The sequence below is a fragment of the Streptomyces sp. NPDC007205 genome (genome assembly GCF_040634095.1).
Taxonomy (GTDB): Bacteria; Actinomycetota; Actinomycetes; order Streptomycetales; family Streptomycetaceae; genus Streptomyces.
This window is the reverse complement of sequence record NZ_JBEYEW010000023.1, coordinates 1-24,513: the sequence shown is the minus strand read 5'-3', so window position 1 is coordinate 24,513 and position 24,513 is coordinate 1. Positions and strand designations below refer to the sequence as shown.

Annotated in this window: 26 protein-coding genes and 1 pseudogene; 15 read left to right on the top strand and 12 right to left on the bottom strand. The window is 72.2% G+C overall.

What is annotated here, in order from left to right:
• Nucleotides 1-141 precede the first annotated feature (141 nt).
• From ABZ624_RS29805 to ABZ624_RS29755, 11 genes and pseudogenes are all read left to right on the top strand, one after another.
• Nucleotides 142-798, top strand: coding sequence for a CBS domain-containing protein (locus ABZ624_RS29805; RefSeq protein WP_360095610.1), 657 nt, complete (start codon nt 142-144; stop codon nt 796-798).
• A 120-nt stretch (nt 799-918) separates the two neighbouring features.
• Nucleotides 919-1,620, top strand: a complete 702-nt coding sequence (locus tag ABZ624_RS29800) for a response regulator transcription factor (protein WP_360095607.1) — start codon at nt 919-921, stop codon at nt 1,618-1,620.
• A 75-nt stretch (nt 1,621-1,695) separates the two neighbouring features.
• Nucleotides 1,696-2,892 (top strand): annotated as a pseudogene (locus ABZ624_RS29795) (nicotinate phosphoribosyltransferase).
• Between the two features lie 137 nt (nt 2,893-3,029).
• The gene (locus ABZ624_RS29790; protein WP_360095604.1) at nt 3,030-3,194 is read left to right on the top strand and encodes a hypothetical protein; all 165 of its coding nucleotides are present in this window, start codon (nt 3,030-3,032) and stop codon (nt 3,192-3,194) included.
• Nucleotides 3,178-4,056 (top strand): universal stress protein, encoded by an 879-nt coding sequence (locus ABZ624_RS29785; RefSeq protein ID WP_360095601.1) that lies wholly within the window; start codon nt 3,178-3,180, stop codon nt 4,054-4,056. The genes ABZ624_RS29790 and ABZ624_RS29785 overlap by 17 nt, the downstream gene beginning before the upstream one ends.
• 30 nt (nt 4,057-4,086) lie before the next feature.
• A complete protein-coding gene (locus tag ABZ624_RS29780; protein WP_360095598.1) occupies nt 4,087-5,076 on the top strand; it encodes a nitroreductase in 990 nt (329 codons plus the stop codon).
• 32 nt (nt 5,077-5,108) lie between these two features.
• On the top strand, nt 5,109-6,176 hold the full coding sequence (locus tag ABZ624_RS29775; protein WP_360095595.1) for a CBS domain-containing protein: 1,068 nt from the start codon (nt 5,109-5,111) through the stop codon (nt 6,174-6,176).
• Nucleotides 6,059-6,652 (top strand): hypothetical protein, encoded by a 594-nt coding sequence (locus ABZ624_RS29770; RefSeq protein ID WP_360095840.1) that lies wholly within the window; start codon nt 6,059-6,061, stop codon nt 6,650-6,652. The genes ABZ624_RS29775 and ABZ624_RS29770 overlap by 118 nt, the downstream gene beginning before the upstream one ends.
• Complete coding sequence (locus ABZ624_RS29765; protein WP_360095592.1) at nt 6,553-7,143, top strand: cation-translocating P-type ATPase C-terminal domain-containing protein; 591 nt, start codon at nt 6,553-6,555, stop codon at nt 7,141-7,143. The genes ABZ624_RS29770 and ABZ624_RS29765 overlap by 100 nt, the downstream gene beginning before the upstream one ends.
• Nucleotides 7,140-7,799 (top strand): TrkA family potassium uptake protein, encoded by a 660-nt coding sequence (locus ABZ624_RS29760; RefSeq protein WP_360095589.1) that lies wholly within the window; start codon nt 7,140-7,142, stop codon nt 7,797-7,799. The genes ABZ624_RS29765 and ABZ624_RS29760 overlap by 4 nt, the downstream gene beginning before the upstream one ends.
• The gene (locus ABZ624_RS29755; RefSeq protein WP_360095586.1) at nt 7,796-8,452 is read left to right on the top strand and encodes a TrkA family potassium uptake protein; all 657 of its coding nucleotides are present in this window, start codon (nt 7,796-7,798) and stop codon (nt 8,450-8,452) included. The genes ABZ624_RS29760 and ABZ624_RS29755 overlap by 4 nt, the downstream gene beginning before the upstream one ends.
• A gap of 28 nt (nt 8,453-8,480) precedes the next feature.
• On the opposite strand, the gene ABZ624_RS29750 is transcribed toward ABZ624_RS29755, so the two are convergent.
• The 4 genes from ABZ624_RS29750 to ABZ624_RS29735 form a co-directional block, all read right to left on the bottom strand.
• Entirely contained in the window at nt 8,481-8,924 is a 444-nt protein-coding gene (locus tag ABZ624_RS29750) for a universal stress protein (RefSeq protein WP_360095583.1), read from the bottom strand.
• 229 nt (nt 8,925-9,153) lie between these two features.
• A complete protein-coding gene (locus ABZ624_RS29745; RefSeq protein ID WP_360095580.1) occupies nt 9,154-10,029 on the bottom strand; it encodes a universal stress protein in 876 nt (291 codons plus the stop codon).
• A 126-nt stretch (nt 10,030-10,155) separates the two neighbouring features.
• Complete coding sequence (locus ABZ624_RS29740; RefSeq protein ID WP_360095837.1) at nt 10,156-11,202, bottom strand: alcohol dehydrogenase catalytic domain-containing protein; 1,047 nt, start codon at nt 11,200-11,202, stop codon at nt 10,156-10,158.
• A gap of 77 nt (nt 11,203-11,279) precedes the next feature.
• Complete coding sequence (locus tag ABZ624_RS29735; RefSeq protein WP_360095834.1) at nt 11,280-12,755, bottom strand: AAA family ATPase; 1,476 nt, start codon at nt 12,753-12,755, stop codon at nt 11,280-11,282.
• A gap of 443 nt (nt 12,756-13,198) precedes the next feature.
• Here ABZ624_RS29735 and ABZ624_RS29730 point away from each other — a divergent pair, with 443 nt between their 5' ends.
• The 3 genes from ABZ624_RS29730 to ABZ624_RS29720 all read left to right on the top strand — a co-directional run bounded on the left by ABZ624_RS29730 (nt 13,199) and on the right by ABZ624_RS29720 (nt 16,076).
• On the top strand, nt 13,199-14,104 hold the full coding sequence (locus tag ABZ624_RS29730; RefSeq protein WP_360095577.1) for a pyridoxamine 5'-phosphate oxidase family protein: 906 nt from the start codon (nt 13,199-13,201) through the stop codon (nt 14,102-14,104).
• 323 nt (nt 14,105-14,427) lie between these two features.
• Nucleotides 14,428-15,012, top strand: a complete 585-nt coding sequence (locus ABZ624_RS29725) for a helix-turn-helix domain-containing protein (protein ID WP_360095574.1) — start codon at nt 14,428-14,430, stop codon at nt 15,010-15,012.
• Nucleotides 15,013-15,095: 83 nt separating this feature from the next.
• Nucleotides 15,096-16,076 carry a zinc-binding dehydrogenase gene (locus ABZ624_RS29720; protein ID WP_360095571.1) on the top strand — a complete coding sequence of 327 codons (981 nt, stop codon included), beginning with the start codon at nt 15,096-15,098 and terminating at the stop codon, nt 16,074-16,076.
• Nucleotides 16,077-16,439: 363 nt separating this feature from the next.
• Here ABZ624_RS29720 and ABZ624_RS29715 read toward each other — a convergent pair whose 3' ends face one another.
• Nucleotides 16,440-17,618 carry an acyl-CoA dehydrogenase family protein gene (locus ABZ624_RS29715; protein WP_360095568.1) on the bottom strand — a complete coding sequence of 393 codons (1,179 nt, stop codon included), beginning with the start codon at nt 17,616-17,618 and terminating at the stop codon, nt 16,440-16,442.
• A gap of 125 nt (nt 17,619-17,743) precedes the next feature.
• On the bottom strand, nt 17,744-18,115 hold the full coding sequence (locus ABZ624_RS29710) for a ferredoxin (RefSeq protein ID WP_360095561.1): 372 nt from the start codon (nt 18,113-18,115) through the stop codon (nt 17,744-17,746).
• Nucleotides 18,116-18,254: 139 nt separating this feature from the next.
• On the opposite strand from ABZ624_RS29710, the gene ABZ624_RS29705 reads away from it, so the two are divergent.
• Nucleotides 18,255-18,620, top strand: a complete 366-nt coding sequence (locus ABZ624_RS29705) for a DUF6479 family protein (RefSeq protein ID WP_360095558.1) — start codon at nt 18,255-18,257, stop codon at nt 18,618-18,620.
• Nucleotides 18,621-18,664: 44 nt separating this feature from the next.
• Here ABZ624_RS29705 and ABZ624_RS29700 read toward each other — a convergent pair whose 3' ends face one another.
• The 6 genes from ABZ624_RS29700 to ABZ624_RS29675 form a co-directional block, all read right to left on the bottom strand.
• Nucleotides 18,665-19,120 carry an RpiB/LacA/LacB family sugar-phosphate isomerase gene (locus tag ABZ624_RS29700; protein WP_360095555.1) on the bottom strand — a complete coding sequence of 152 codons (456 nt, stop codon included), beginning with the start codon at nt 19,118-19,120 and terminating at the stop codon, nt 18,665-18,667.
• Nucleotides 19,121-19,281: 161 nt separating this feature from the next.
• The gene (locus tag ABZ624_RS29695) at nt 19,282-20,817 is read right to left on the bottom strand and encodes an ANTAR domain-containing protein (RefSeq protein WP_360095552.1); all 1,536 of its coding nucleotides are present in this window, start codon (nt 20,815-20,817) and stop codon (nt 19,282-19,284) included.
• Between the two features lie 123 nt (nt 20,818-20,940).
• The gene (locus ABZ624_RS29690; protein WP_360095549.1) at nt 20,941-21,405 is read right to left on the bottom strand and encodes an anti-sigma factor antagonist; all 465 of its coding nucleotides are present in this window, start codon (nt 21,403-21,405) and stop codon (nt 20,941-20,943) included.
• A 127-nt stretch (nt 21,406-21,532) separates the two neighbouring features.
• Nucleotides 21,533-22,441, bottom strand: coding sequence for a glycosyltransferase (locus ABZ624_RS29685; protein ID WP_360095546.1), 909 nt, complete (start codon nt 22,439-22,441; stop codon nt 21,533-21,535).
• Entirely contained in the window at nt 22,438-23,379 is a 942-nt protein-coding gene (locus ABZ624_RS29680) for a glycosyltransferase (protein WP_360095543.1), read from the bottom strand. Before ABZ624_RS29680 ends, ABZ624_RS29685 begins: the two co-directional genes overlap by 4 nt.
• Nucleotides 23,369-24,367 (bottom strand): glycosyltransferase family 9 protein, encoded by a 999-nt coding sequence (locus tag ABZ624_RS29675; protein WP_360095540.1) that lies wholly within the window; start codon nt 24,365-24,367, stop codon nt 23,369-23,371. The genes ABZ624_RS29680 and ABZ624_RS29675 overlap by 11 nt, the downstream gene beginning before the upstream one ends.
• Between the last annotated feature and the right edge of the window lie 146 nt (nt 24,368-24,513).

The window sequence follows — 24,513 nt, the reverse complement described above, 5'->3', positions numbered from 1 at the left end:
GGTCGGGGACCGACCGACCCTCTGCGGGTCCGATGCCGGAGGAGCCGGTCCCAGGGGCCGGACGGCCCCTGGCACGCCACCGCTCGCGCGGCACACCCTGGAAGGAGCCCGACATCCCGGCGAGGCCCTTACGGAGTCACCATGTACGGCACCCCGCGCACCGTCAGCGACGTCATGACCCAGACGGTCGCCGCCGTCGGCCGACGGGCTCCCTTCAAGGAGATCGTGCAACTGATGCAGGACTGGCAGATCAGCGCCCTGCCCGTCATCGAAGGCGAGGGCCGGGTGGCCGGCGTCGTCTCCGAGGCCGACCTGCTGCCGAAGGAGGAACTCCGGGACGACCCCGACGCGGGCTACCTGCAGCTCCGTCAGCCCGTCGACGTGGCGAAGGCCGGCGCCCTCACCGCGGAAGAACTCATGACCTCCCCGGCCGTCACGGTGCGGGCGAACGCCACCCTCGCCGAAGCCGCACGCACCATGGCGCGCCAGGGGATCAAGAGGCTGCCGGTCGTGGACGACGCGGGCCTGCTGGCGGGCATCGTCAGCCGCGCCGACCTGCTGAAGATCTTCCTGCGCGGGGACGAGGAGATCGCCGAGGAGGTCCGGCGGGAGATCGCCTCCCATCTCTTCCCGCCGCCGTCGTCGGCTGTGCGGGTGGAGGTGGAGGACGGCGTGGTGACGCTCACCGGCCGGATCCGTGACACGGCCCTCGTTCCCACCGCCGCGCGCCTGGTCAGAGCCATTGAAGGGGTCGTGGACGTGGAGTTCGACCTGACGCATGACGGAGGACCGCAATAGCGAGAGCGGTGAATCCGTCGGCCGACCGGGGGCCGGTCGGCCCTAGCGCGACGGGCACGGGCGGTTGATGATCGACCCCTAGGGCAGTCGGCGGAGCGCCGTCCGCGGAATGAGGTCACCATGACCGAGACACAGGTCTTCAGCGAGCAGAACCCGATCCGCGTGTTCCTGCTCGACGACCATGAGGTCGTACGACGCGGCCTGACCGACCTCCTCGACGCGGAACCGGACATCACGGTGGTCGGCGACGCGGACACCGCGGAACACGCGCTCACCCGGGGCCCCGCTCTGCGACCGCACGTCGCCGTGCTCGATGTCCGCCTGCCCGACGGCGACGGCATCACGGTCTGCCGTGAACTGCGCGACCGCATGCCGGGACTGGCGTGTCTCATGCTGACCTCCTTTGACGACGACGAGGCCCTGCTGGACGCCATCATGGCCGGGGCGTCCGGATACGTGCTGAAGCAGATCAAGGGCTCCGACCTGGTGTCGGCCGTACGCACCGTCGCCTCGGGGCAGTCGATGCTGGACCCGGCGACGACCGCCCGGCTGATGCGGTCCCTGCGGGCCGACCCGGTCGAGGTGCCCTCGCTGCCCCCCGAACTGGCCGCGCTCTCACCCCGGGAAACCGACATCCTCGCGCTGATCGGCGACGGTCTGACCAACCGGGAGATCGGTAAGAAGCTGTACCTGTCGGAGAAGACCGTCAAGAACCACATCTCCCGGCTACTGGCCAAACTTGGCGTGCAGCGCCGGGTCCAGGCGGCGGTCCTCGCCTCCCAACTGGATCCGCACGGCTCCGCCGACCATGCCCCCCGCTGAAAGCGGTCAGGCAGCGGTCACGTGTCCTCGGCGGCCGTTCGAACCGGAGAATCACGACACCCGGCGGTGATCACCATGTCCGACGTCATGACCACCGACCTCTACGAAGCGACCATGGCCATGTCCTACCTGCGGGAGGACATGCGGGCGCCGGCCGCCTTCAGTCTCTTCGTCCGCGACCTGCCGCCCGGCCGAGGGTGAGGTGCGCGCCGTACCGGAGGGCCGTCTGGTGTTCGCCGGTGAGCCGCTCCTGGAGGTGACCGCCCCGCTCCCTCAGGCGCAGCTGGTGGAGACGTACCTGCTGAACCCGCTCTGCCATCAGACGGTCGTGGCGTCCAAGGCGGCGCGCTGCGTCCTGGCCGCGGCCCGAAGGCCGGTCGTGGACTTCTCGCTCCGCCGCACACACGGCCCGTGGGCGGGGCTGCAGGCCGCCCGGCTGGGTGCTCTGGTCGGGTTCGCGGGCACGAGCAACGTCTCCGCGGCGGCGACCCTTGGCATCCCTGCCTCGGGGACCGTGGCCCATTCCTACATCGAGGCGTTCCCCGGCGAGGAGGAAGCGTTCCGCGCCTTCGCCCGCGCCCACCCCGGCCCGGTCACCTTCCTCGTCGACACCTACGACACGGAGGAGGGTGTACGCATTGCCGCCCGGGTTCTGGCCGATCTCCCCGGCGCGGCCCAGGCTGCGCGATCCGCCTGGACAGCGCGGACCTCGACACACTCTCACGGCGCGCAGGCGCCACCCTGGACGCTGCCGGACTGGCCGACGTACGGATCGTGACCAGCGGTGGACTGGACGAGTACGGCGTGGACCGGCTGGTACGCGCGGGCGCGCCGATCGACGTGTACGCGGTGGGCACGCGCGTGGGCGTGGCCGCGGACGCCCCGTACCTGGACGCCCCGTACAACTCGTCGAGTCCGACGGCCACCCGGTGATGAAACTGTCCTCGGCCAAAATCACGGCTCCGGGCCGCAAACAGTCTTCTCGCGTTGGCGGAGGAAGAAGCTCCGGATTCCGCTCAGCCTCTGCTGCGCACGGTGATGCGGCGCGGTCGGCGAACCTGGCCGCCGGACCACTGGCGAGACGCCCGCGGGCGGTTCCGCGAAGACCTCGCCGACCTGCCTGAGCCGACACGCCGCATTGGCGACCCCGAGCCGGTCCGGCCAGAGCGGTCCACGGAACTGGAACGGCTGACCGCCTCGGTACGCGGCGACATCGAAGCCCGACTGCGCCCCGAGCAGGGCCTCGCATCCGCGCGCACAGCTGTGCGCTGATCACGATCCGTTGCCGACGGAGGGTCGGCCGGTCCGCCGTCGGGACCATTGGCCCCTGGCAGGCCGACGGGATACGAGCCTTCCATGGAGTCGGCGGCGGCAGCCCCCCACGCCACCGCCGGGAGGAGGCGAGGGCGATGGCCGCTCCCGCGCCAGTGACGAAGAACGACCGGGCCCTGACGCTCACCGGCCCTGAAGAGACGAACGCCTCGATGCGCGACCGCGTCGGCGACGAGATCGTCGTACGCGGGACCCGGCCGAGGCATCTGGTCAACGGAGACGACCATGACCCGGCCCGGTGACCCCCGGCCGATCGTGGTGGGTGTCGGTCCCGACGCGACCCAACGGATGGCACTGGCCTGGGGAGCCGACGAGGCTGCTCGTAGGCGGTTGCCGGTACGGCTGGTACACGCCGAGGGCGGCCCCACGAGAGGCTACCGTGGGCAGGAGATACCACCGTCCTGGGAGGGATGGAACGACGCGCTGCACAAGGCCGGTCGACGGGTGCTGGAGGAGGCGAACGCCTTCGTCGCAACGCGGCACCCACAGCTCGAAGTGGACGCCCTGCTCGCCGAAGGCGAGCCGGTGTGGGTACTGCGTGAGCAGAGTCGCGACGCCACCGCCGTCGTGCTCGGATCGCGGCACCTGAGCCGGTCGCAGGAGCTGTTCGGCTCCGCCTCGGTCGCCCTGCCGGTCATGGCCCACACGCGCTGTCCCCTCGTGGTCGTCCCCGAGCCGGAACACATCACCCAGGAGCCCGCGCATTACGTCGTCGGTGTCGACGGCAGCGAACACTCCGCGGCGGCGGTCGACGTGGCCTTCGAGGAGGCAGCTCTGCGTGGCGCCGAGGTGCGGGCCCTGCTCGTGTGGGAGCCCGGACCGCTCAGGATCTTCGACGAGTACGAGCCCCAGCAGGAATGCCGGCGCCTGCTCTCAGAGGTGGTGGCGGGCCGCCACGCCCGCTACCCGGAGGTGGACCTGCGTCACGAGGTGGTCCTCGGGCACCCCGTCAAAGTGCTCACCGACGCCTCGGCCCACGCACTGGGCCTGGTGGTGGGCACTCGGGGCCGTGGAGGCTTCACCGGCATGCTCCTGGGCTCGGTCAGTCAAGGCGTGCTGCACCACGCCGGCTGCCCGGTCATCGCCGTACCGGCTCGCGGGTGAGCGGCCGGACCTGCACGAAGGGAAACCATCGTGACTGCACGAGCTCCCGGCGTGGAAACCGTCACCGCGCTCGTGGCGGACGCCGCCACCGCTCCCTCGCTGCACAACGTGCAGCCCTGGACCTTCCGCTACCTGCGGGACATCGGCGTCCTGCGCCTGTACGCCGACCTGGAGCGCGCACTGCCGCGAACCGACCCCGAGCACCGTGGCCTGCACATCGGTTGCGGCGCGGCGCTGCTCAACCTGCGCGTGTCCGCCGCGGTGGCGGGCCTGGCGCCGCTCGTCCGGTTGCTGCCCGAGCCCGCGTACCCGGAACTCCTCGCCGAAGTGCACCTGTGCTGCGCAGGACCGCCCGACGGGGCGCTCGCCCAGCTCGGCCCCGCCATCCGGCGTCGGCACTCCAGCCGTCTGCCCTTCCGTGACGAGGCGGTTCCCACGGCAGTGAGGGAGAGGCTGTCCGAAGCGGCCGGCGTGGAGGGTGCTCAGCTGTTGTTCCCCGGTCCCTGGCACGTTCAGTCGATCCTGGACCTGGTGCGTGACGCCGAGGGCAGGGAGGCGGTCGACCCGGCAGTACGTGCGGAAACGGTGCGGTGGACGCACACCGAGTCGTCAGGTGTCGCCGGGGCGGCCGACGGTATCTCCGGCGAGGCGTTCGGTCCCCGGCAACGCGGTGCCTCCACCCCGGTGCGTGACTTCGCCGTCGGCCGTCCGATGCCAGGGCGCGATGCGGCACCGTTCGAGAAGAGTCCGAACATCGCTCTGCTGGGTACGGCTCGCGACGAGCCGGTGGACTGGCTGTGCGCCGGTCAGGCACTGGAGCGGGTTCTCCTGCGGGCCACCACCGACGGACTCGTCGCTTCGGTCACCTCCCAGCCTCTGGAGTGGCCGCAGATCCGGTGGGCCGTCCGCGACCCCGTCTCGGCCATGGCACATGTGCAGATGGTGATCCGGCTCGGCTACGGCCCCGCAGGCCCGGCGAGCCCCCGTCGGCCGGTGACCGACCTGCTCGACGTCCTCTGACCTGCATCCACCGGGGAGTAAGGAGTGGCCGTATGAAGGTCGCCGAGGAGATGACCGTTCCTCCGGTGTGTGTGCCACCCGGCGTTCCCCTGGCCGAGGTGGCCCGGCAGATGGCCGAGTACGCCGTCGGCTCGGTTCTCGTGGTCGAGGACGGAGAACTGTGCGGCATCGTCACCGACCGGGACCTCGCCGTGCGCGGCGTGGGGAACGGCCTGTCCGTTCAGGCGCGGGTGGAGTCAGTCATGTCATCGCAGGTCGTCTCGGTGGGAGCCGCCGACGACCTGCAACAGGCCTACCTGATGTTCCGCCGCACGGGCGTCCGTCGGCTTCCGGTCCTCGCCGCGGGACGCGTGGTGGGCGTGCTGACGGTCGACGACCTCTTCCTCGACCGTCTTCCGGCACCTTGCCGACCTGCTGGGACCGGTCGCCTGGAGCGTCCTGCACGAGCGTCCGGGTCCTCCCTCGGAGACGCGAGCATGAGCCCGTCCCCGGCTCGGCAGCGGACGGCAGCCGTCCACGGGGTCGGGCCGCCGAAGGCCGTCGCGGCGACGGTACCGGCCCCGGAACTGCAGGACGTCGCCGCATCCGTCACCACTCTTGACGTACCCGCCGTCTTCACCGCCACCGACAGCTCCCCACGCGGCCTCACGACGACCGAGGCAGCCCTACGGCGGGGCCGATACGGCTCCAACGAGTTGCCCGGCGTAAAACGCGGCCAGGTGTGGCGTCGGCTCGTCGCGCAGTTCACCGACCTCTTCGCGGTCGTCCTGCTCGTCTCCGCGGCGATCACGTTCCTCGCCTACTGGCTCGGCCGGCCCCGGGATCCGGCGACCCTCCAGCTGGCCCTGGCGATTCTCGGGGTGGTACTGCTCAACGCGGGCATCGGTTTCACCAGGAGTACTCCGCCGAGCGCACGGCGGAGTCCCTGCAGAGCATGGTGCCGCACACCTGCCGCGTGTTGCGCGACGGGGAGCGACGGGAGCTGTCCGCCCGGGAACTGGTGCCCGGCGACGTGGTGGTCCTGGAGGCCGGGGACGCGGTGCCGGCCGACTGCCGGCTGGTCGAGGCCCAGGAAGCCGCCGTCAACAATGCCGCGCTGACCGGTGAGAGCGTTCCGGTCGCCCGCGTCGCACAAGCCGTGCCGCCCGGGCCGTCACTGGAGGCGCGCAACTGCGTGTGGATGGGCACCGACCTGGTCGCGGGCACGGGCAAGGCCGTCGTGCTCGCCACGGGTACGGGCACCGAGTTCGGGCGGATCTTCCGGCTCACCGCTGCCGCCCCGAGGCGGAAGACCCCGTTGCAACGGCAGGTCGCCGTCATGGCCCGCCGGGTCGCGGGGCTGGCACTGGTGAGCGGAGCCGTCGTGTTCGCCGTGCGCGCGCCCAGCGGGCAGCCGTTCGTCGACACGTTCGTCTTCTCGCTCACATCGCCGAGCTCGTACCGATCCTCGCCGCGACCTTCGCCGGTTTCCCACTCGTGCCGATCACAGCCGTGCAGATCCTGGCCATCGACCTCGGCTCGGACGTACTGCCCGCTCTGGCGCTCGGCGCGGAACCGATGGAGCCCGACGTCATGAACAGCCCGCCACGGCCCCGCCGGGAGCGGCTCTTCTCGACCACCGTCATGGGCCGCATCGTCTTCCTCGGCGGCATCCAGTCCATCGGCGTGTGCGCCGTCTTCTTCTGGCACATCCACGCCTCCGGCATCCCCTACGCGGACTTCACCAGGAACGATCCCGTCTACCGGGAAGCGATCACCATGGTCCAGGCCGGCATCGTCGTCAGCCAGTTCTTCAATGCGCTGGCCGTGCGCACCGACCGGCAGAGCGTCTTCCGGATCGGTCTGCTGACCAACCCCTGGCTGCTGGCCGCCGGCTGCTTCGGCATCGGGCTGATGGCCGCCATCAGCTACGCCCCGCCGCTGCAGGCGGTATTCCACACCGCGCCTCTGGTCCCCGCCGACTGGGCGGTCCTGGCAGCGTTCGGAGCGCTGCTGCTCATCGCCGAGGAATGCAGGAAGTGGACGCTGCGGCGCCGGAGGACACCCCCGTTGGGAGGAGTGCGATGAGAGTGATCATCGCGGGCTGCGGGCGGGTCGGGGCCACCCTGGCCACGCAGCTCGTCGCCGAGGGTCACGACGTACGGCTCGTCGACCGGCAGCCCAAGGCGCAGAAGAATCTGTCACCCGGCTTCCCCGGCGCCTTCCACGTGGGCAACGGCTTCAGCCGCCCCGTCCTGGAGACGGCCGGAATCGCCCATGCGGATGCCTTCGTCGCCGTCACGTCCGGGGACAACAGCAACATCGTCAGCGCGCGGACCGCCAAGGAGACGTATCGGGTACCGATCATCCTCGCCCGCATCCACGATCCGCGCCGCGCCGACATCTACCGGGAACTGGGCATCCCGACGATCTCCAGCGTCCGCTGGGCCGTCAACCGCATCCACCAGATGCTCCTGCACCGCCACCTCACCCCCGAACTCGCCTTCGGGAACGGCGAAACCCTTCTCGTCCGCTCCCAGCTGCCGCCCTACCTCACCGGACGGCAGACGACCGGGTTCGACGTCGACGGCGAGATCCGCGTCGTGGAGATCACCCGTGCCGGATGTTCGCTGCTCCCCGCCCGCGGTGTCCTCGCCGAGCCCGGTGACCTGGTCACCTTCAGCGTGGCGGCGACGGCCCTGGGACGGCTGAGCGGCTTCCTCGACAAGGAGCTGGGAACGTGAAGGTCCTGATCGCGGGCGCGGGCCGACTCGGCACCCAGGTCGCCCACGTCCTGTCCGCAGCCCGCAATGACGTCACCCTCGTAGAACACGACGACGACCGGGTGGCCGAACTCGGCGACCTGCCGCACGTACGGGTCGTCGCCGGGGACGCCTGCGAGCCGGCACTCCTGGAGCACGCGGGAGCCTATGCCTGCGATCTGGTCGTCGCCGCCACCGGCCGCGACGAGGACAACCTCGTCATCAGCCTCCTGGCCAAGCGGCAGTTCGGCGTGGGACGGGTGGCCGCGCGCGTCAACGAGGAGGAGAACGCCTGGCTCTTCGACCAGCGGTGGGGCGTGGACGTGGCCGTGCCCGCGGCCACCCCGCTGATCTCCCTCATCGAGGAGGCCACCGGTGCCACAGACACGGTGGCGCTCCTGCGGCTGAGCAAGGCAGGCGTCGAGGTCATCGAGACCGCGATCACCGTGGAGTCCCGGGCCGCCGGGCGCACTCTCGACGAGATCGTGCTGCCCACAGGCACCGTCGTCGCCACCGTCGTACGCGACGGCCGCCCCACGGTCCCCCACCCCGGGATACGACTGCTGCCCGGCGACGAACTCCTGCTCGTCTCCCACGAGGCGACGGAGCAGGAGATCCACGCGGCCTTCCAGTGACAGGGCCCGGCCGAGTCCGGGTCATGTCTCACTCCTTGTCGGAACGAACGATCACGACCGGGCAGCTCGCGTGCTGCGACACGTGCTGGCTCACCGAGCCGAGCAGGGCACGCGCGAAGCCGCCCCTGCCCCGGCTGCCGACAACCAGGACCTCGGCTCCGTCCGCGGCCCGCAGCAGAACGTCCGCGGGGTTGCCGTGCACCACCCGCGTGCGGACCGAGCCGGCGGCGTCCGCGCCGAGCACGTCGGCCAGCTCCTGGTCCATCTTCTGCCGGGTCTCGTCCTCGTCGACGTCCATGTCCACGGCGGGGGCCGACCAGCCGTACAGGCCCGGCAGCTCCCACACCGCGACGGCCTCCACGCTGCCGCCGACCAGGCCGGCATAGCGCACGCCCCAGCGCAGGGCCTCGTAGGAGGACCGCGACCCGTCCACGCCGACCACCACGCGGCGCTCGGAGGCATCCTTGTCCATGCGTCCCACCTCTGTCCTTCGGTGTCTGTGCCCGGCGGACCGGTCCACCACTGCTGTCCACGCTGCGGGACCCGTCGCCGCACCGCCAGAGATACGCATCCGGCGGCATGACGGGTGACGGTGGTTCGTCAGCATCCGCCGCCCGGTGGTCCGCCAAAGTTCGGACGCTGTTGCCCGACGGCAGGTGGCGGCGTGTCGAGAGCATCCGAGTGCGGAGCCTGTCCGGCAGTCACTGCCGTTGCGGCACGACTGCTACCGGACACAGGGCATGGTGCAGGAGCGTGTGACTCACGCAGCCGAGCTGGAATCCGAAGTGTCCCTCTCGGCGCCGTGCACCGACGATCACGAGATCCGCGGCCGCCGACCGCTCCACCAGGATCTTGCCGGCCGGTCCCTCGAGCGTCGCCGGTCGCGTCCGGACCTGTGGATGCTCGGCTGTCGCTGCCCTGAGCAGAGCATCGACCGCGGCGGACGCCTGCTCCTCGTAGGTGTCGTCCGGTCCTCCGGCCTGTATCCGGTCGTCGCTCCTGTCGTAGGCGGGCCTGCGCCATGCGCGCACCACGTCAAGGACGCAGCCGCGTACCTCGGCCTCCCGGAAGGCGAACCGCGCGGCCTCCGTGCTCATGCCGGCGTCGCCCAGCCCCAGCAGGATCCGCTCGTGCGTACCCGCCAGGCCCGCCCGGTCGCCGCGGACCACGATCACCGGGCAGTGTGCGCGAGCGGCGACGGCCAGCCCGACGGACCCGAGCAGCGCCCCCTTGAGTCCCCCACGGCCACGCGAGCCCACCACCAGCGCGAAGGCCTCGTCACCCGCACGCACGAGAGCGGCCGTAGCGTCCTCCGGAATGATGTCCGTGGTGACCTTCAGGTGCGGGTCGCGCCGTTCGACGCGGTCGGCCGCCGAGGCGACGATGTGCTCGGCCAGCACCCGCTCATCCGGGCGCCCGGAGCTCACCGACGGGATGCCCGTCTCATAGCGCTCCCACAGGGAGGCGTACACGATTCTGAGCGGAAGCACCTGACGGGCGGCCTCGTCGACAGCCCAGTCGACCGCCGACAGGCACGAGTCCGAACCGTCTACGCCCACCACCAGAGGAAGTGTCATCGTCCCCACCGCCTTTCATGGGGGCCGCCCACAGCGCGCGGCACAGCGGGATGAACTTCACCGTCGCACCCGGGGGCCGTAGCAGGGAGGGCTTTTCGGCTCGGGTCGGAGGGACCTTCGACCCCCCTAGGTCCGCACCTGGGGCCACTCGCGGTGCAGCACGACTTTGAGGGCGCCCGTGCTGGTGCCGTGCGCGAACACCTCGTAGGCGTCCTCCATCCGGTCGAGGGCGAGGGTGTGGGTGACCAGCGGTGAGACGGGCAGACGGCCGAACCGCATCAGCTCCAGCAGCCAGGGTGTGGAGGACGTGTCGACCTGGCCGGTGCTGATGGTGAGGTTCTTGCGCCAGAGAGACTCCAGGTGCAGGGTCGCCGGTCTCCCGTGTGTCCCGATGTTGGCGATGTGCCCTCCCGTGCGGACGGCGCGCGTGCACAGCACGAAGCCGTCCGGATCCCCGGACGCCTCGATGACCACGTCCGCGCCCGGCCCCTCGGACAGGTCGGCGATCATCTTTCCCGGCGATTCGGCGGCATCCGCGCCCAGTCGGGCGGCGGTCTCCAGGCGGGCATCGGCCTGGTCGACGACGATGATCCTGCGGGGCGAGTACAACCGCGCGACGACGACCGAGGCGAGGCCGACGGGACCGGCGCCCACCACGACGACGGTGTCTCCGGGGCCGACATGTCCGTTCCGGATCCCGACCTCATAGGCGGTGGGGAGGAGTTCGGCGAGCAGTACGGCGTTGTCGAGAGGGAGGTCGGAGGGCCGTCGGGTGGTGGAGTGGTCGGCGAACGGCACGCGCACCAGCTCGGCCTGTGTGCCGTTGATCAGATTGCCCAGGATCCATCCCCCGCCGCCCCGGCACTGCCCGTACCTGGCGTCGTGGCACTCCCTGCACCCGCCGCAGGCCGACACGGCCGACACGATCACCTGATCGCCGGGGCGCAGGTGGTGAACCTGTCCACCAGTTTCCACCACCTCTCCGACCGCCTCGTGGCCGAGCACCGTCCCCGGGCTCACCTCGGGGAAGTCACCGCGGCGGATGTGCAGGTCAGTACCGCAAACGGTGGTCGCGTCGACGCGCACCACGGCGTCGGTCGCCTCCTCGATCACGGGGTCGGGGACGGTGTCCCAGGAGGTGTGTGCCGGGCCGTGGTAGACGAGCGCTCGCACCGAACTCACTCCCTCGCTTCCTTGAAAACACGGTCATCCCAGTGCTGCTCCCTCCCACGGGACGCGGCCCGCTCGGCTCAGTCCGGCTCCATGTAGGGGCGGCGGAAAACCGGGGCCTGGCCGGTGCCCCACGGACGTACGACCGTGAGCGCCTGTGCGACCGCGCGCTCCAGCGCACCGCTGGTGTCGATGGGGACGGCCGCCGGCCACGGCGGTTCCCTGGCCGCCATGGCGGCGGCGATGTCGGGGCCCGCGTCGGAGGGACCGGCGGTTCGTGTGCTCAAGCGGGCCGCGGACACGGTGTCCGGCACATGGCAGTGCAGCGCCACCAAGTCGGCGCTGGTGCGTTCGGCCACGTGTGCGGCGGCTTCCCGCTGGGTGGCATCCGCCCAGGTGGCGTCGAGGACGACGGACTCGCCGGAGGACAGCAGCAGGGCCGCGCGGTCGAGCAAAGCTGCGTAGGTCCTGGCCGTCCACTCGGGCGTGTAGAGACCCTCGCCGTAGCCGGCGGAGGCGGACTGTTCCGCGGGGATGCCGGCGAGTTCCTTGCGGATGCGGTCGCTGCTGAGCAGGGTGACTCCCAGCCGGTCGGCCAGCGCTCCAGAGAGGGTGGACTTCCCGCTTCCGGGGAGGCCACCGACGACGGTGAGGCAGACGGCGGAGGTGCGCAGATGGCGCAGCGCCAGGGAGGCGAGCCGTCGTGCCGCAGCTTCCGCGCCGGGCGTGCCCTGGCGGGCCTGGATCACCGAGACCTTGGCGCGGACGAAGGCGCGGTAGGCGACGTAGTGGTGCCACAGGGAGGCGGGCGCGGGGTCCGCGGAGTACTCGCCGTACCGGGCGAGGAAGTAGGCCGCGGCTTCCGGGGCGCCGAGCTGCTCCAGATCCATGGCGAGGAAGGCGGCGTCGTCGAGGCCGTCGACATAGCGGAGATGGTCGTCGAACTCCAGGCAGTCGAGGACACGGGGGCCGTCGTCCAGGCAGAAGACGTCCTCGGCGAGCAGATCTCCGTGGCCGTCCACCACCCTGCCCTGCTGGATACGGGCGTCGAACAGCGGGGCGCGACCGGCGAGATAGCGGCGTACCAGCCGCTCGGTCTCGGGCAGGCAGTCCGGCACGGTGCCCTCCGCGGACAAGGCGTGCAGCTGCGCGAAGCTCGCCTCCCATCGTCCCGACAGTGCGTCGCGCGAGCCTTGTTCGTCCACGTCCCGACCGCGGGGCGCGGCCGCGTGCCACACGGCCAGGTGCCGCGCGACCGTGCGTAGGGTGTCGTCCACGGTGGCCCCTGCCCGTACGAGGCGGGAGAGGCGGCGGTCCTCCGGCATGCGGCGCATCACCACGACCGGTTCGGGCGCCTCCGCATCGGGGCTGCGGAACTCGCCCAGGCCCACGTAGACATCGGGTGCGAACCGGCGGTTGAGGGTGATCTCGCGCTCGCACGCGGCCTGTCGGGCAGCGACGGTGGTGTAGTCCAGGAAACCCGGTGCGACCGGCTTCTTGCACTTGTAAGCCCGGTCGCCGACGAAGAACAGTGTCGCGGTGTGGGTCTCGCACACCCCGGCGCGTGGGAACGGCTGTGTCGCACCCGGGTGGACCGTGGACGCGTCGGCTCCGGAGGAGCGAAGGCTGGGCCGGTTCACCGGACCGCCCACTCGGTCGGGTGCGTTCACCGTCCCTCCAGGTTCTTACGTGACGGAGGCCGACGTCGCCTGCAACAGGGTCGCTCCGAGCCTCTCCCTTCGAGGATCCTCCGGTCCTCGCCCCGGCGCATGCCGATCGGGCCGCAGGGCCCGGCGCGAGTCGTGGAGCCCGGCCGAGAGGAGACAGGCGCTGTTTGGACGTCATCCGCGCTGCCTCCGTGGGCGCCGGGGAGTGTGCTCCGGCACCACCGCTGTCCAGCTGAATCTCGCATTGAGGTGGGAGGGCTGTCGCCCCGTGCGGTCCGGTGGCCCACGTGGCAGGTTGGATACAGCACCATCCTGCGGAGAGGGCGGCGATCATGCGAGCTCACCTCGGCGACCAACTCGTCATCGAACGTCCGGCGACCGGCGGCGCCAGGCGCGACGGCGAGATTGTCGGACTGCATCACGAGGACGGAACACCCCCCTACGACGTGCGCTGGTCGGACACGGACGAAGTGACGCTCGTCTTCCCCGGGCCCGATGCTCACATCCGCCATCTGGAGCATGCGCAACCGGTGTCGACGGAGGAGGGGCGGTTGGGGGTCCCTACCGCCGCGACGCGTTCGACCGGGGCAGGCAATCCCGGCGACATCGGTCGACGTGTGGAGGCGGAGCGCCGCAGACTTGGGCTCAGCCGAGTGGAAACAGCGGGCCGCGCCCGCATGTCACACGACTACCTCGCGTATCTCGAAGAAAGCCCCGCCGACCCGACTCTGGCAACGCTCGTCAGGCTGGCCGACGCACTCGGCACCACGGTCGCCGCACTGCGAGGCGGAGGCATGGATCTCCCACCCGGCCAGGGCCACGCACTGCTCCACCCCCAGCTGCGAGACCTGGGCCCAGAGGAGTGCCGCACCCTGCTCTCCACACACGGCGTGGGCCGCGTGGCGGTGTCGGCGCCCGACGGCCGCCCAGTAGTCGTCCCGGTCAATTACGAGGTGGTCGAAGACACCATCGTCTTCCGGACCACGCCCGACTCCGTGACCGCCACGGCCGCGGAAAAGGAGGTCGCCTTCGAGGTCGATCACGTGGACGAGACCCTGAGCCAGGGCTGGAGCGTGCTTGCCGTCGGCCCGGCACGCGTGGTGACCGAGCCGGAGGCCGTGCGCAGGCTCAGCCGACACGCGCACACGACACCGTGGGCCGGCGGGCAGCGCGACATGTGGGTGTCGATCCGGCCCACGAGGCTCACGGGCCGCCGGATCACTCCGGCCGACCAGTAGACGGCCACCGTGCACGTGGCTCCCTGGGAGCCGCTTCCCGGTAGGGCCCCGCCGGCGCCTGCAGGCGCCCGTCACTTCGCTGCGCTCGGTTGGCCCGATCCGGAGCCCTCCTCACCCAGCCGGGACTCGACACCCACCACGCCTTCTTGTCTCGCGAGGTAGAGGCAGCGCCCTGTCCAGGACGTGCGGCACGCCCCGGAGCTCGCCAACCCGAGGGTCGGACGCCGGCGCCACTGGCGGCGGTCACGCCTCGCGTGGCCGCAGAACCCTTACTCCGGACGCCGGCAGTTGTTCTTGAATGGTCACTCATGTATGTTTGCCCCATGCCCAGACCTCGAGAGTTCGAGCCCGACACCGTCCTGAACGCGGCCATGCTGCGGTTCTGGGAACGCGGGTACCGGGCGACGTCCATCGAGGATCTGGTGACGGCGACCGGGGTCAAGCCGGGGAGCCTTTACAGCGCCTTCCCGGGCGGTAAGCACGCGCTGTTCCTGAAGTCGTTGGAGCGTTACTCGAGGCTGGTCGTCCCCGAGAAGCTGGGCGAGTTGGAGGCTTCGGGCGCCTCGGTGGCCGAGATCCGCGGCTACTTCGACGGGCTGGTGCGCGACCTGCTCAGCCCCGAGGGTCGACGAGGCTGCCTGCTCGTCAACACGGCGATCGAGAAGGCCGCCGAGGACGACGAGGCAGCGGCCGTCGTGCGTGGCCACATGGCCCGGCTCGAACGGTGCATGACCCACGCGCTGGAGAACGCGGCTCGCAGGGGTCAGGTGCGCGCCTCGCTGGACTGCGCCGGCAGCGCCAAGCTGCTGGTCGCGACATGCCAGGGGCTGATGGTCGTCGGGAAGGCGAATCCCGACGAGACGCTCCTGCGGGCGATCGTCGACAACGCCTTCGCTGCTCTCGCCTGACGGCCGGGCACACGGGCCACCGTACGCGGTGGCTCTTTCTTTGCATCAATAGTTGAATAAGTACTCAAGAATGGAGCTGGGACATGAAGGCCATCGTCATCTCCGCCTACGGCGGCCCCGAGGTTCTCACCCTCACCGAACTGCCCGACCCGGCGCCCGCCGATGACGAAGTGCTGATCCGGGTCAAGGCGTTCGGCCTCAACCACGCCGAGGCGTACATGCGCAGCGGCGCCTGGGGGAAGGTCGCCGCCGTCCCCGGGATCGAGTGCGCCGGGGTGGTCGAGGCAGACCCATCCGGTGAACTCCCCGTCGGGACCAGGGTGGTGGCGATCCTCGGCGGCATGGGACGGACCCGCAACGGAAGCTACGCGGAGCTGGTGACCGTGCCGGCGACCAATGTGGTGGCCGTGCGCTCGTCGCTGGACTGGGCCGATCTGGCAGCGGTGCCCGAGGTGTACGCGACGGCGTGGAGCGGCCTGTTCGGCAATCTGGACCTACGACCGGGTGAGACCGTCCTGGTGAGGGGAGCGACCTCCTCGCTCGGCCAAGCCGCCGTCAACCTCGCGGTCGACCACGGCGCGACCGTGCTTGCCACGACCCGGGACCCGCAGCGAGCGCCACTGTTGAAGGAGCTCGGGGCCGCTGACGTGCTCATCGACGACGGCGCGCTCGCCGACCAGGTCTCGGAACGGGAGGTCAGCGTCGACGCGGTGTTCGACGTCGTCGGCAACAGCGCCCTGCGCGACTCGCTGGCCCTGGTCCGGCCACGCGGCCAGGTGTGCCAGCTCGGCTTCCTGGGCGGATTCGAGCCGGTGCGGGACTTCGACCCGATCGCCGATCTCCCCAGCGGAGTCCGACTCAGCTTCTTCGGCAGCGCCTTCGTCCTGGGCACCCCTGCATTCCCGCTCACCGACGTACCGTTGGACGAGATCTACGCCAAGGTCAACGTAGGTGCCCTCCGGGCCCGCCCCACCCGGGTGTTCCGGTTCGACGAGATCGTCGAAGCCCACCGGACCATGGAGGCCGGAGAAGCCCTCGGCAAGATGGTCGTCACCCTCGACTGACCCCCGGACCCTCCGTCAGCCGCCAAGGAGTCCTGCCGCGCCAGAGGAAATCGGCGGGGTTCTCCCCGCGCCGACAACACGGACCGGCCCGACGGGGGTACGGGTGCGGCTTGCTGCCCGCCCGTGCCCCGACGATCGGCCGCCTTCATTCCGTGCCCCTCGCCCCCGCCGTGCCCGTCGCGCTCACCGCCTCCGAGCGCCACCGGGTGACCGCCGAGCCAGTTGCCTGCTGGCCTTTCACCAAGGCGTAGCGCCACCGTCGATCGCGGCGTGCGCCTCGGGCTGCGCACCCTGAGGAAACCCGGTGATCTTGGTGCCAACTATCCCCGGTTTGTGACAACTAAAGGTGGTGGTCGCAGCAGGCTAACGCCGTACCCTCGGCATCCCCAGGCCGATCCAGGAGATGATCTCGCGCTGGATCTCGTTGTTGCCGCCGCCGAAGGTGAAGATGACCGCCGAGCGGTAGCCGCGCTCCAGCTCGCCGTGCAGGACGGCACCCGCCGAGCCCTCCTTCAGCGGTCCCGCGGCCCCGACGATCTCCATGAGCCAGGCGTAGGCGTCGCGGCGGGCCTCGGAGCCGTAGACCTTGACTGCGGAGGCGTCCTGCGGGGTGAGCGTGCCGTCCTGGACGGCCGTGACCATCTGCCAGTTCAGGAGCTTCAGCGCGTCGAGCCGGGTGTGCGTGCGGGCGAGCAGCCGGCGCACCCAGCCCAGATCCACCACGCGTCGGCCGTCGGCGAGTTTCGTCTCCGTCGCCCAGCGCTGGACGTCGTGCAGGGCACGGACGGCCATGGTGCCGTGCGCGGCGAGGGTGACGCGTTCGTGGTTGAGCTGGTTGGTGATCAGCCGCCAGCCCTGGTTCTCCTCGCCCACGCGGCGGGAGACCGGGACGCGGATGTTCTCGTAGTAGCTGGCGGTGGTGTCGTGGGAGGCGAGCGTGGTGATGAGTGTGCAGGAGTAGCCCGGGTCGGAGGTCGGCACCAGCAGCATGGTGATGCCCTTGTGCGGCGGGGCGGCGGGGTCGGTGCGCACGGCGAGCCAGACCCAGTCCGCGGTGTCGCCGTTGGTCGTCCAGATCTTCTGCCCGTTGACGACGTACGCGTCCCCCTCGCGTACGGCCCTGGTCTTCAGGGAGGCGAGGTCGGTGCCGGCATCCGGTTCGCTGTAGCCGATGGCGAAGTCGATCTCGCCGGAGAGGACGCGCGGCAGGAAGTACGCCTTCTGCTCCTCGGTGCCGAACCGCATGAGCGTCGGGCCCACCGTGTTCAGCGCCATCAGCGGCAGCGGTACGCCGGCCTGGGCGGCCTCGTCGAAGAAGATGAACTGCTCCATCGCCGTCATGCCGCGCCCGCCGTACTCCTCCGGCCAGCCGACGCCGAGCCAGCCGTCGGTGCCGAGCCGGCGGATGGTCTCCCGGTAGAACCGCTTCTGCGCGGCCGGGTCGGCGTACCGGGCGTAGGCGTGGTCCGGAACCAGTTCCGCGAAGTAGGCGCGCAGTTCCGCGCGCAGTCGCTGCTGCTCGGGCGTGTGGTCGAGATGCACGGCGCCTCCAGGCTCCCCAAGGGCGGTCCTGACGGCGCACACCGTAGAACGTGTTTCAGAAATAGGGAATGAGGAGTCCCGGGGGAATCCCCGGATTCCTCACGACCCGGATTCCCCGCGAACGGTCACACGAGACTCCGCAGGAACTCCGCGCAGGCGTCGGCGCAGGCCCTGCAGGTGCCTGCGGCGGACTCGGCGCCCGGCTGGTCGTCGAAGGCGCGGGCGCACTCCAGACAGGCGGAGCGGCACCACTCCAGCCGGACCCGGATCTCGTCCTCGTCCTGCCGGCTCTCCTCGCACAGGGTGCGGCACGTGGAGTCGCACACCTCTGCGCACATGATGCCCAGTCTGCGCACCCGCTCCTGCCGCTCGGTGCCGTCCGGGTCGACCAGGCTCGCGCGCACCGCACAGGCCCTGGCGCACTCGGTGCACGCCTGCGCACAGGCGAAGCGGTCTTCCAGGAACCGGTACAGCTGCTGCGAAGTGGGCGATGTCACATCATGCGGGTAGCCGGGGTACAGGACGGCAAACCACCGTACGGGCGGAGCGGCGCCCGTGTCCAGAGATCGCCCTATGTGCGCCGCCGTCACGCATTGCGTCCGGTTCGTCCGGTTCTGGGCGGGGTATCTCTCTCCTATGAGTACCGCATCGATGCAGCTGGCCGCAGCGAGCGGCCTGATGAGCCTTGTCCTGTTCATCGTGGCCGTGGGCGTCCTGGCGCTGCTCGCCGGCGGCTTCTGGATGAACTCCCGCGTCAAGTACCGCGAGTCTCCCCGGCCCCGGCCCGAGGAACAGCCCAAGCTGCCGCCGGACGGCCCGGTGCGCGAACTACGGGAGAACAGAGAGTCCCAGGAAGTTCCCCAGACCCCCAAGGGCGGCCGACCGCTCACCCCCTACGAGCTGAGCAACATGGACTCCAAGCCGAGCGAGTCGAAGGACCGTCCGCGCTGGAGCAAGGGTTCCAGCGGTTCGTTCGGTGGCGGCGGACTGGGCGCCCACTGACATCCCGACCCGGCCCGCGCCGGACCGCCGTACGCCCCCAGGCCCTAGGAAACCTTCCGGGCGGCGTCCAGGCGGCCGACGCGGGCCACGTTCTGCCGGTCCTCGGGATCCTGGCTGGGCTCCGCCGCGAACCAGGCGTCGAGGATCTCCTTCAGCAGCGGTTCCGAGGTCAGCCGCAGGCTCAGCGCGAGGACGTTGGCGTCGTTCCAGCGGCGCGCGCCGTCCGAGGTGACGGCGTCCGTGCACAGCGCCGCGCGTACCCCGGGCACCTTGTTGGCCGCGATGGACGCGCCCGTGCCGGTCCAGCAGCACACCACCGCCTGATCGGCGGTGCCCTCGGCCACGTCCCGGGCAGCCGCCTCGGAGCAGACCGCCCACTGCGCGTCGGCGCCTGGCCGCAGCGCGCCGTACGCCCGCACCTCGTGGCCTCGGCGCTGCAACTCGGCGACCAGGAGACGGGCCACGGGCTCGTCCATGTCGGAGGAGACGGAGATCCGCATATCGGGGAGCCTAGCTGTGCCTAGCTGTACTGACCTGAAGCGTTGTACAGGCCGCTGACGGGGGGTGTGACGGCTGGGTGGCCGCCGAGCGCGGCGGACGGCTCGGGCCCCGGCGGGCGCTCAGGCGCCGGCCGGGGCCCGGGAGCAGGGCACGTGGGAGGTCAGGGGTGGTCGGGGCGCTGGGACGGAGGTACGCCGCCGCCCTCGCCGCCGCCCTTCTGGCCCTTGTCCGAGCCGTGCGGGCGCCCGCTCCGGTCGGCCGTCTGGCGGGCCTTCCGCTCGCCGCTGTCCTGCGGGGTGGCGCCTCCCTTGTCACTGCGCCGCTGTTCGGGCTGCTGCGGATTGGACATGCGCCGGACTCCCTCCGGGTGGTGCGGGATGCGTGCACGGGCCGGGTTCCCAGAGCCGTGCGGATCATCCGCGCCCTCCTCGACGGATGCGGCGGGCGAGGGGGCGGAACCGCTCGCCGCCCGGTGGAGGTGTTCGAGGGCGTCGAGGAGTACCGAGCGGTGGTACCAGCTCAGCCAGGCCGCCGTCTCGCAGGCCAGCAGGCCGAGGGCCTCGGCCTGGGGGGCGGTCGGCCGGTGGCCGGCGTCGGGCCAGTGCAGGGTGATCACGCCGGTGCAGGAGCCGGCCGAGGACAGCACCGGCACGCTCTGCAGGGCGCCGGTGCCCGTGGTCAGCAGGACGCGCCGGAACTCCTCGGAGAGCAGCGCGTCGGCGGCCACCTCGGGCACGCTCACCGGGCGTCCGCGCAGTCGCGCCACCGCATCGGCCGTACCCTCGTCCCGGCCGCGCACGAGGTGGTCGACGAACGTCTCCGGGCAGCCGTGGTGGGTCTCCAGCATCAGCGTGTTCGCGGCCGGGTCGACGAAGCGCACGTACCCGGCCGGCGCCCGCCCGATGGACAGCGCCTCGTGCAGCACGGCGTCGGTCATCTGCCGGCGGTAGCGGGGATCCCGGCCGTCGCGGGCCAGGATCCGCAGCTGCGGCACGGGCAGGGAGCGCCGGCCCGGGAACCACACCTCGCCGTCCGGGGGCCGGGCCACGACCACCGCGGAGACCAGGACGCGCAGCGGCACGTTGAACCGCTGCGAGGCCTCGCGCAGCACCCGGAAGGCGCTGCCGGAGTCGGGCAGGCCGTAGCGGACCATGAGCACGCCCTGCGCCATGCCGATGACCGGCGCGGTGCGCACCCGGGCACGCAGCGCGCGCACCTCCTTGCGCAGGTCCTCGTAACTGGGCCGCAGCGGATCCGCCATCTGCGACCGCCAGGCGGGCAGGTCCTCCACGCGGGAGGCGGTGCGGGCGAGCTCCCGCAGCGCCTCGTCGAGGGTGGCGTAGAGCCGTACGCCGTTCAGCCGGGCCAGGTGCACCGCCTCGCGCACTCCGGGCCGGGCGCGGACGATGATCAGGTCCGGGCGTCCGGGGCGCGACCGGGTGGTCTCGCTGAGCGTGTGCAGCACGGCGGCACCGCCGAGCTGCACATGGGCCATGTCGAGGACGGGGCGCAGGCCCGCGCGGTCCGCCTTTTCGAGGTGGCCGCGCAGCTCCGCCGACCAGGCCTCGGCCCCCGCGGCGTCGAGGCTGCCCGACATGCGCAGCAGCAGCGCTCCCTCGGCGGGCAGTCCCTCCACGACGGACGACTCGATGACGAGCGGGGCCGGGGCGGCGGGCGGGTCGGAAGAGGGTTTCATGGCATCACCGGGATCAGGACGTCGCAGAAGACTCGAGAGGCCTCTTCCTGACCACTGTGCACGGTAGGTGTCCGACCCGCGATCGCGCCATGCACCGCGCCGGACGGGCGCCCGCCGGTGTGCTCACCAGGCGGCGCCGCCGGGCCGCGGGCTCGCGCGTCGTGCCGCCTCCAGGGGTTCCTGCAGGGAGCTCAGTGCGGACGCCATCGTGGCGTGGGCCCGCACGCCCGGCAGCCCGGCGGCGCGCAGCGCCTCGCGTACATGCGGCCGGGGCTGTACGACGGGCAGGGCGCGGCCGGAGAAGGCGAGGATCCCGGTGGCCCGGTCGACGGCGCGCACCGCGGCAGCGCAGCCGAGGTACAGCTCGGTCATGTCCAGCACGGGGTGTTCGCCGGCTCTGTCGGCCTGGGCGATGTGCTCGGCGAGCGCCTCGGAGAACTCCCCGGCGTTGGAGGCGTCGACCGTGCCCCGGGCCTTCAGGACGCTGACCGCGCCGAGTTCGGGGCGGTGCTCGTGCACGGTCTGCAGGAGTATCGGGGCCGGGCCGCCGGGGCGGAACCGGGCACGGGGGCGCTGACCGTCATCCATGGGGATCGGGCTTCCTGGGCGGGGAAGGATCGGAGCAGCCAGCCGCGTCTTGACCGGGGAGTTCACTGTGCCTGCGCCCCGCGCCCGGCGCAACGACTCGGGCCGGGCGTGTCGCGCCGGATGCGGTTCAGCCGACATACCGCCGTGCGGGCGAATTCCGGCGGGCCCGCTCCAGCGCCGCGAGCCGACGTTCCAGGTCCGGCGGTACGGGGTCGCGCTGGCGCAGCACCCAGGGCAGTCCGGCGGTGGCGTGGGCGAAGGCGCGGGCGGAGGCGGCGTCCCGGGGCACGGTCCGCATCAGGTGCCCGGTGCGGCGCAGCGCCGGCAGCAGCGGGCGGCGCAGCCAGGTGAACCACAGCGTGTTGCGCAGGCCGAGGACGCGGCGGGCCGTGCTGTCGCGCAGCCGGGAGGCGTGGTGGTGGACGGTGAGGTCCTCGGCGTAGGCGAGCCACCAGCCCTGTCGCAGCAGGTCGCAGGCGAGGAGTTCCTCCTCGCCGCCGAGCCACAGCCCTGGGTGGAAGCCGCCGCCCGCGCGGAAGGCCTCGGTCCGCAGCACGGTGGCGGCGGCGAGGAACGAGCCGAGGGCGGGGCCCGGGAGCCAGTCGGGTCCGGGCAGCGGGGACTCGCGGAGTTCGCGTACGACGGGGTCCTCGGTGCCGTCGGGTTCCACGACGATCCGCGCGGTGACGGCCGCGAGGCGGGGCCGGGCGTCGAGCAGGTCGGCGGCGCGGCGCAGGCTGCCGGGCTCCCACCAGGTGTCGTCGTCGCAGAAGGCGACGTAGGGCGTGCGGACGTGCCGGACGGCGAGGTTGCGGCCGATGGCGCCCAGGTTGCGGCCCGGGCGCAGCAGCGTCACCTGGGGGAACTCGTGGGCGACCGCTTCGGCGGTGCCGTCGGTCGAGGCGTTGTCGGTGACGATCACGCGGGGGCGCTCGGGGAGCCGGTCCAGCAGGGCGAGGGTGTGCAGCAGTTCCTCGCGGCGGTTGTGGGTGATCACGACGACGGTCGTGCGGTCGTCGGGGGCGGTCCGGGTCATCGTGCGGGGTCTTCCTGCGGGCGTACGGCCGCCTGCCGGTCGAGCAGGCGGGCGGCGTGTTCGACGTGCGGGGGCAGGGTGCGGCGGCGGGCCAGGGCGGCCGGCAAGCGCACGAGGGTCTCCTTCAGGGCGCGGCGCGCACCGGGGCGGCCGGCCGCGGCGGCCACGGCGAGGTCGGTGCCGGCTCGCAGGGCCACGGGCCAGGGGCGGCGCAGACAGGTGGTCAGCACGTGATTGCGGCGGACGAGGAAGGGGCGTCCGGTGCGGCCGTGGTCCTCGGGGTGGTGGCGGGCGCGCAGCGTGGGTTCGTAGGCGACGCCCCAGCCCTCGGCGGCCAGGTCGTAGGCGAGCAGGGTCTCCTCGCCGCCGAAGAAGAGCAGCGGGTGGAAGCCGCCGACGGCGAGGAAGGCCTCCCGGCGCACCACGCAGGCGCAGCCGAGGAAGCCGAGCACCGGGCGGCCGCACAGGTCGGGTTCGAGGGGCAGGGGCGAGGCGGCGAGGACGGCGTTCAGGGGGTCCTCGGCGGCCTCTTCGCCGACCAGCGTGCGGGCGGCGAGCAGACCGAGGCGAGGATGGTGGTCGAGGAGGTCGGCGGCGCGGCGCAGGCTGCCCGGCTCCCACCAGGAGTCGTCGTCGCTGAAGGCGACATAGGGGGTGCGGGCGTGCCGGACGGCCAGGTTGCGGCCGAGCGCGCCGGTGTTGGCCGCGGGCCGCAGCAGACGGGTGAGGGCCGGGTGAGCGCGCACGGCCCTGCGGGTGGTGTCGTCACGGGAGTTGTCGACGACGATGACCGGGGGCCGCTCGGGCAGCTCGGCCAGCGCGTCGAGCGTACGCAGCAGGCTGGCGGCCCGGTCGCGGGTGATGACGGCGACGGTGATCCGCGGGTCCGGCGCGGCGGTGGCCCTGCGGGTGCGGCCGGCGGCGGGCTCAGTGGACATGCGCCACCTCCGGTCCGGCCGGCCGGGAGCCGCTGCCGGCCGGCCGGAGCAGCGTCAGGCAGGCCGCGGCGACCTCCCCGGAGCCGATGCGCAGCAGGCGGGCGTCGGGGGTGCGGCCGTGCGGGTCGCCGGGCGGGCCGGGCTTCCACAGGGCCAGGTGGGCCGGGCTCGCGGGCGGCCCCCACAGGTGGGGGGAGACGGGGCCGAAGAGGGTGACGGAGCGGGTGCCGTGGGCGACCGCGAGATGCGCCAGACCGGTGTCGCCGCTGAGCACCAGGGACGCCTCGGCCACCAGTGCGGACAGCTCCGCGTACGGCAGGCCGCCGGTGAGCACGTCACGGGCCCGCTGTCCGCTGCGCTCGGCGACGGAACGCACGAGGGCGTCCTCACCGGGTCCGCCGGTGAGCACGACAGGGTGTCCGGCCGCGCGCAGGCACCGTACGACGGCGGCGAACCGCTCCCCCGGCCAGCGGCGGGAGCCCGAGGCCGCGCCAGGGTGGACGACCACCGCGCCCGGCGCCGGGGACGGCGTCGCGGGCCGGGGCAGACGCAGGTCCAGGGGGTCGGCGGGGATGCCGTAGGCGTGCAGGAAGGCACACCAGCGGTCCCGTTCGTGGAGGCGGGCCTGCCAGGGCGGACCGTCCGGGCCGGCGTGGGCGAGCAGCCTGCGCGGGTGTACGGCCGCGAGGGCGTCGCGGCTCTCGGGGCCGTTGCCGTGCAGGTCGATCGCCACGTCGGGCGGCGGGCCGGTCCAGTGCGTGAGGGAGGGCACCGCCCGCCCCGGGGCCTCGGCCGGGAACACGGCGTCGACCGCCCCGGTGGCGAGCGCCGGTTCGGCGAGGCCCGGCGGCAGGGCGAGGACGGTCCGATGGCCGGGAAAGGCCCGCCGGACGCCGCGCAGCGCGGGCACACCGGCCAGCAGATCGCCGAGCCCGAGCGCGCGCAGCACCAGGACGACCGGGGGGTGGGACGAGGGCGTGCGGGTCACCGGGTGGCTCCTCCGAAAGGTGCGGCTGCCGTCGCGGGACGACGGTCGGGTACTACGTCGCGGGCGGGGGACGCGTACCGGAGGGCGGCGCGCGGGCCGGGGCCGGTGCCGTGCGGCGGACGCCGGGTGCCGCCCTTGGCGGGCCA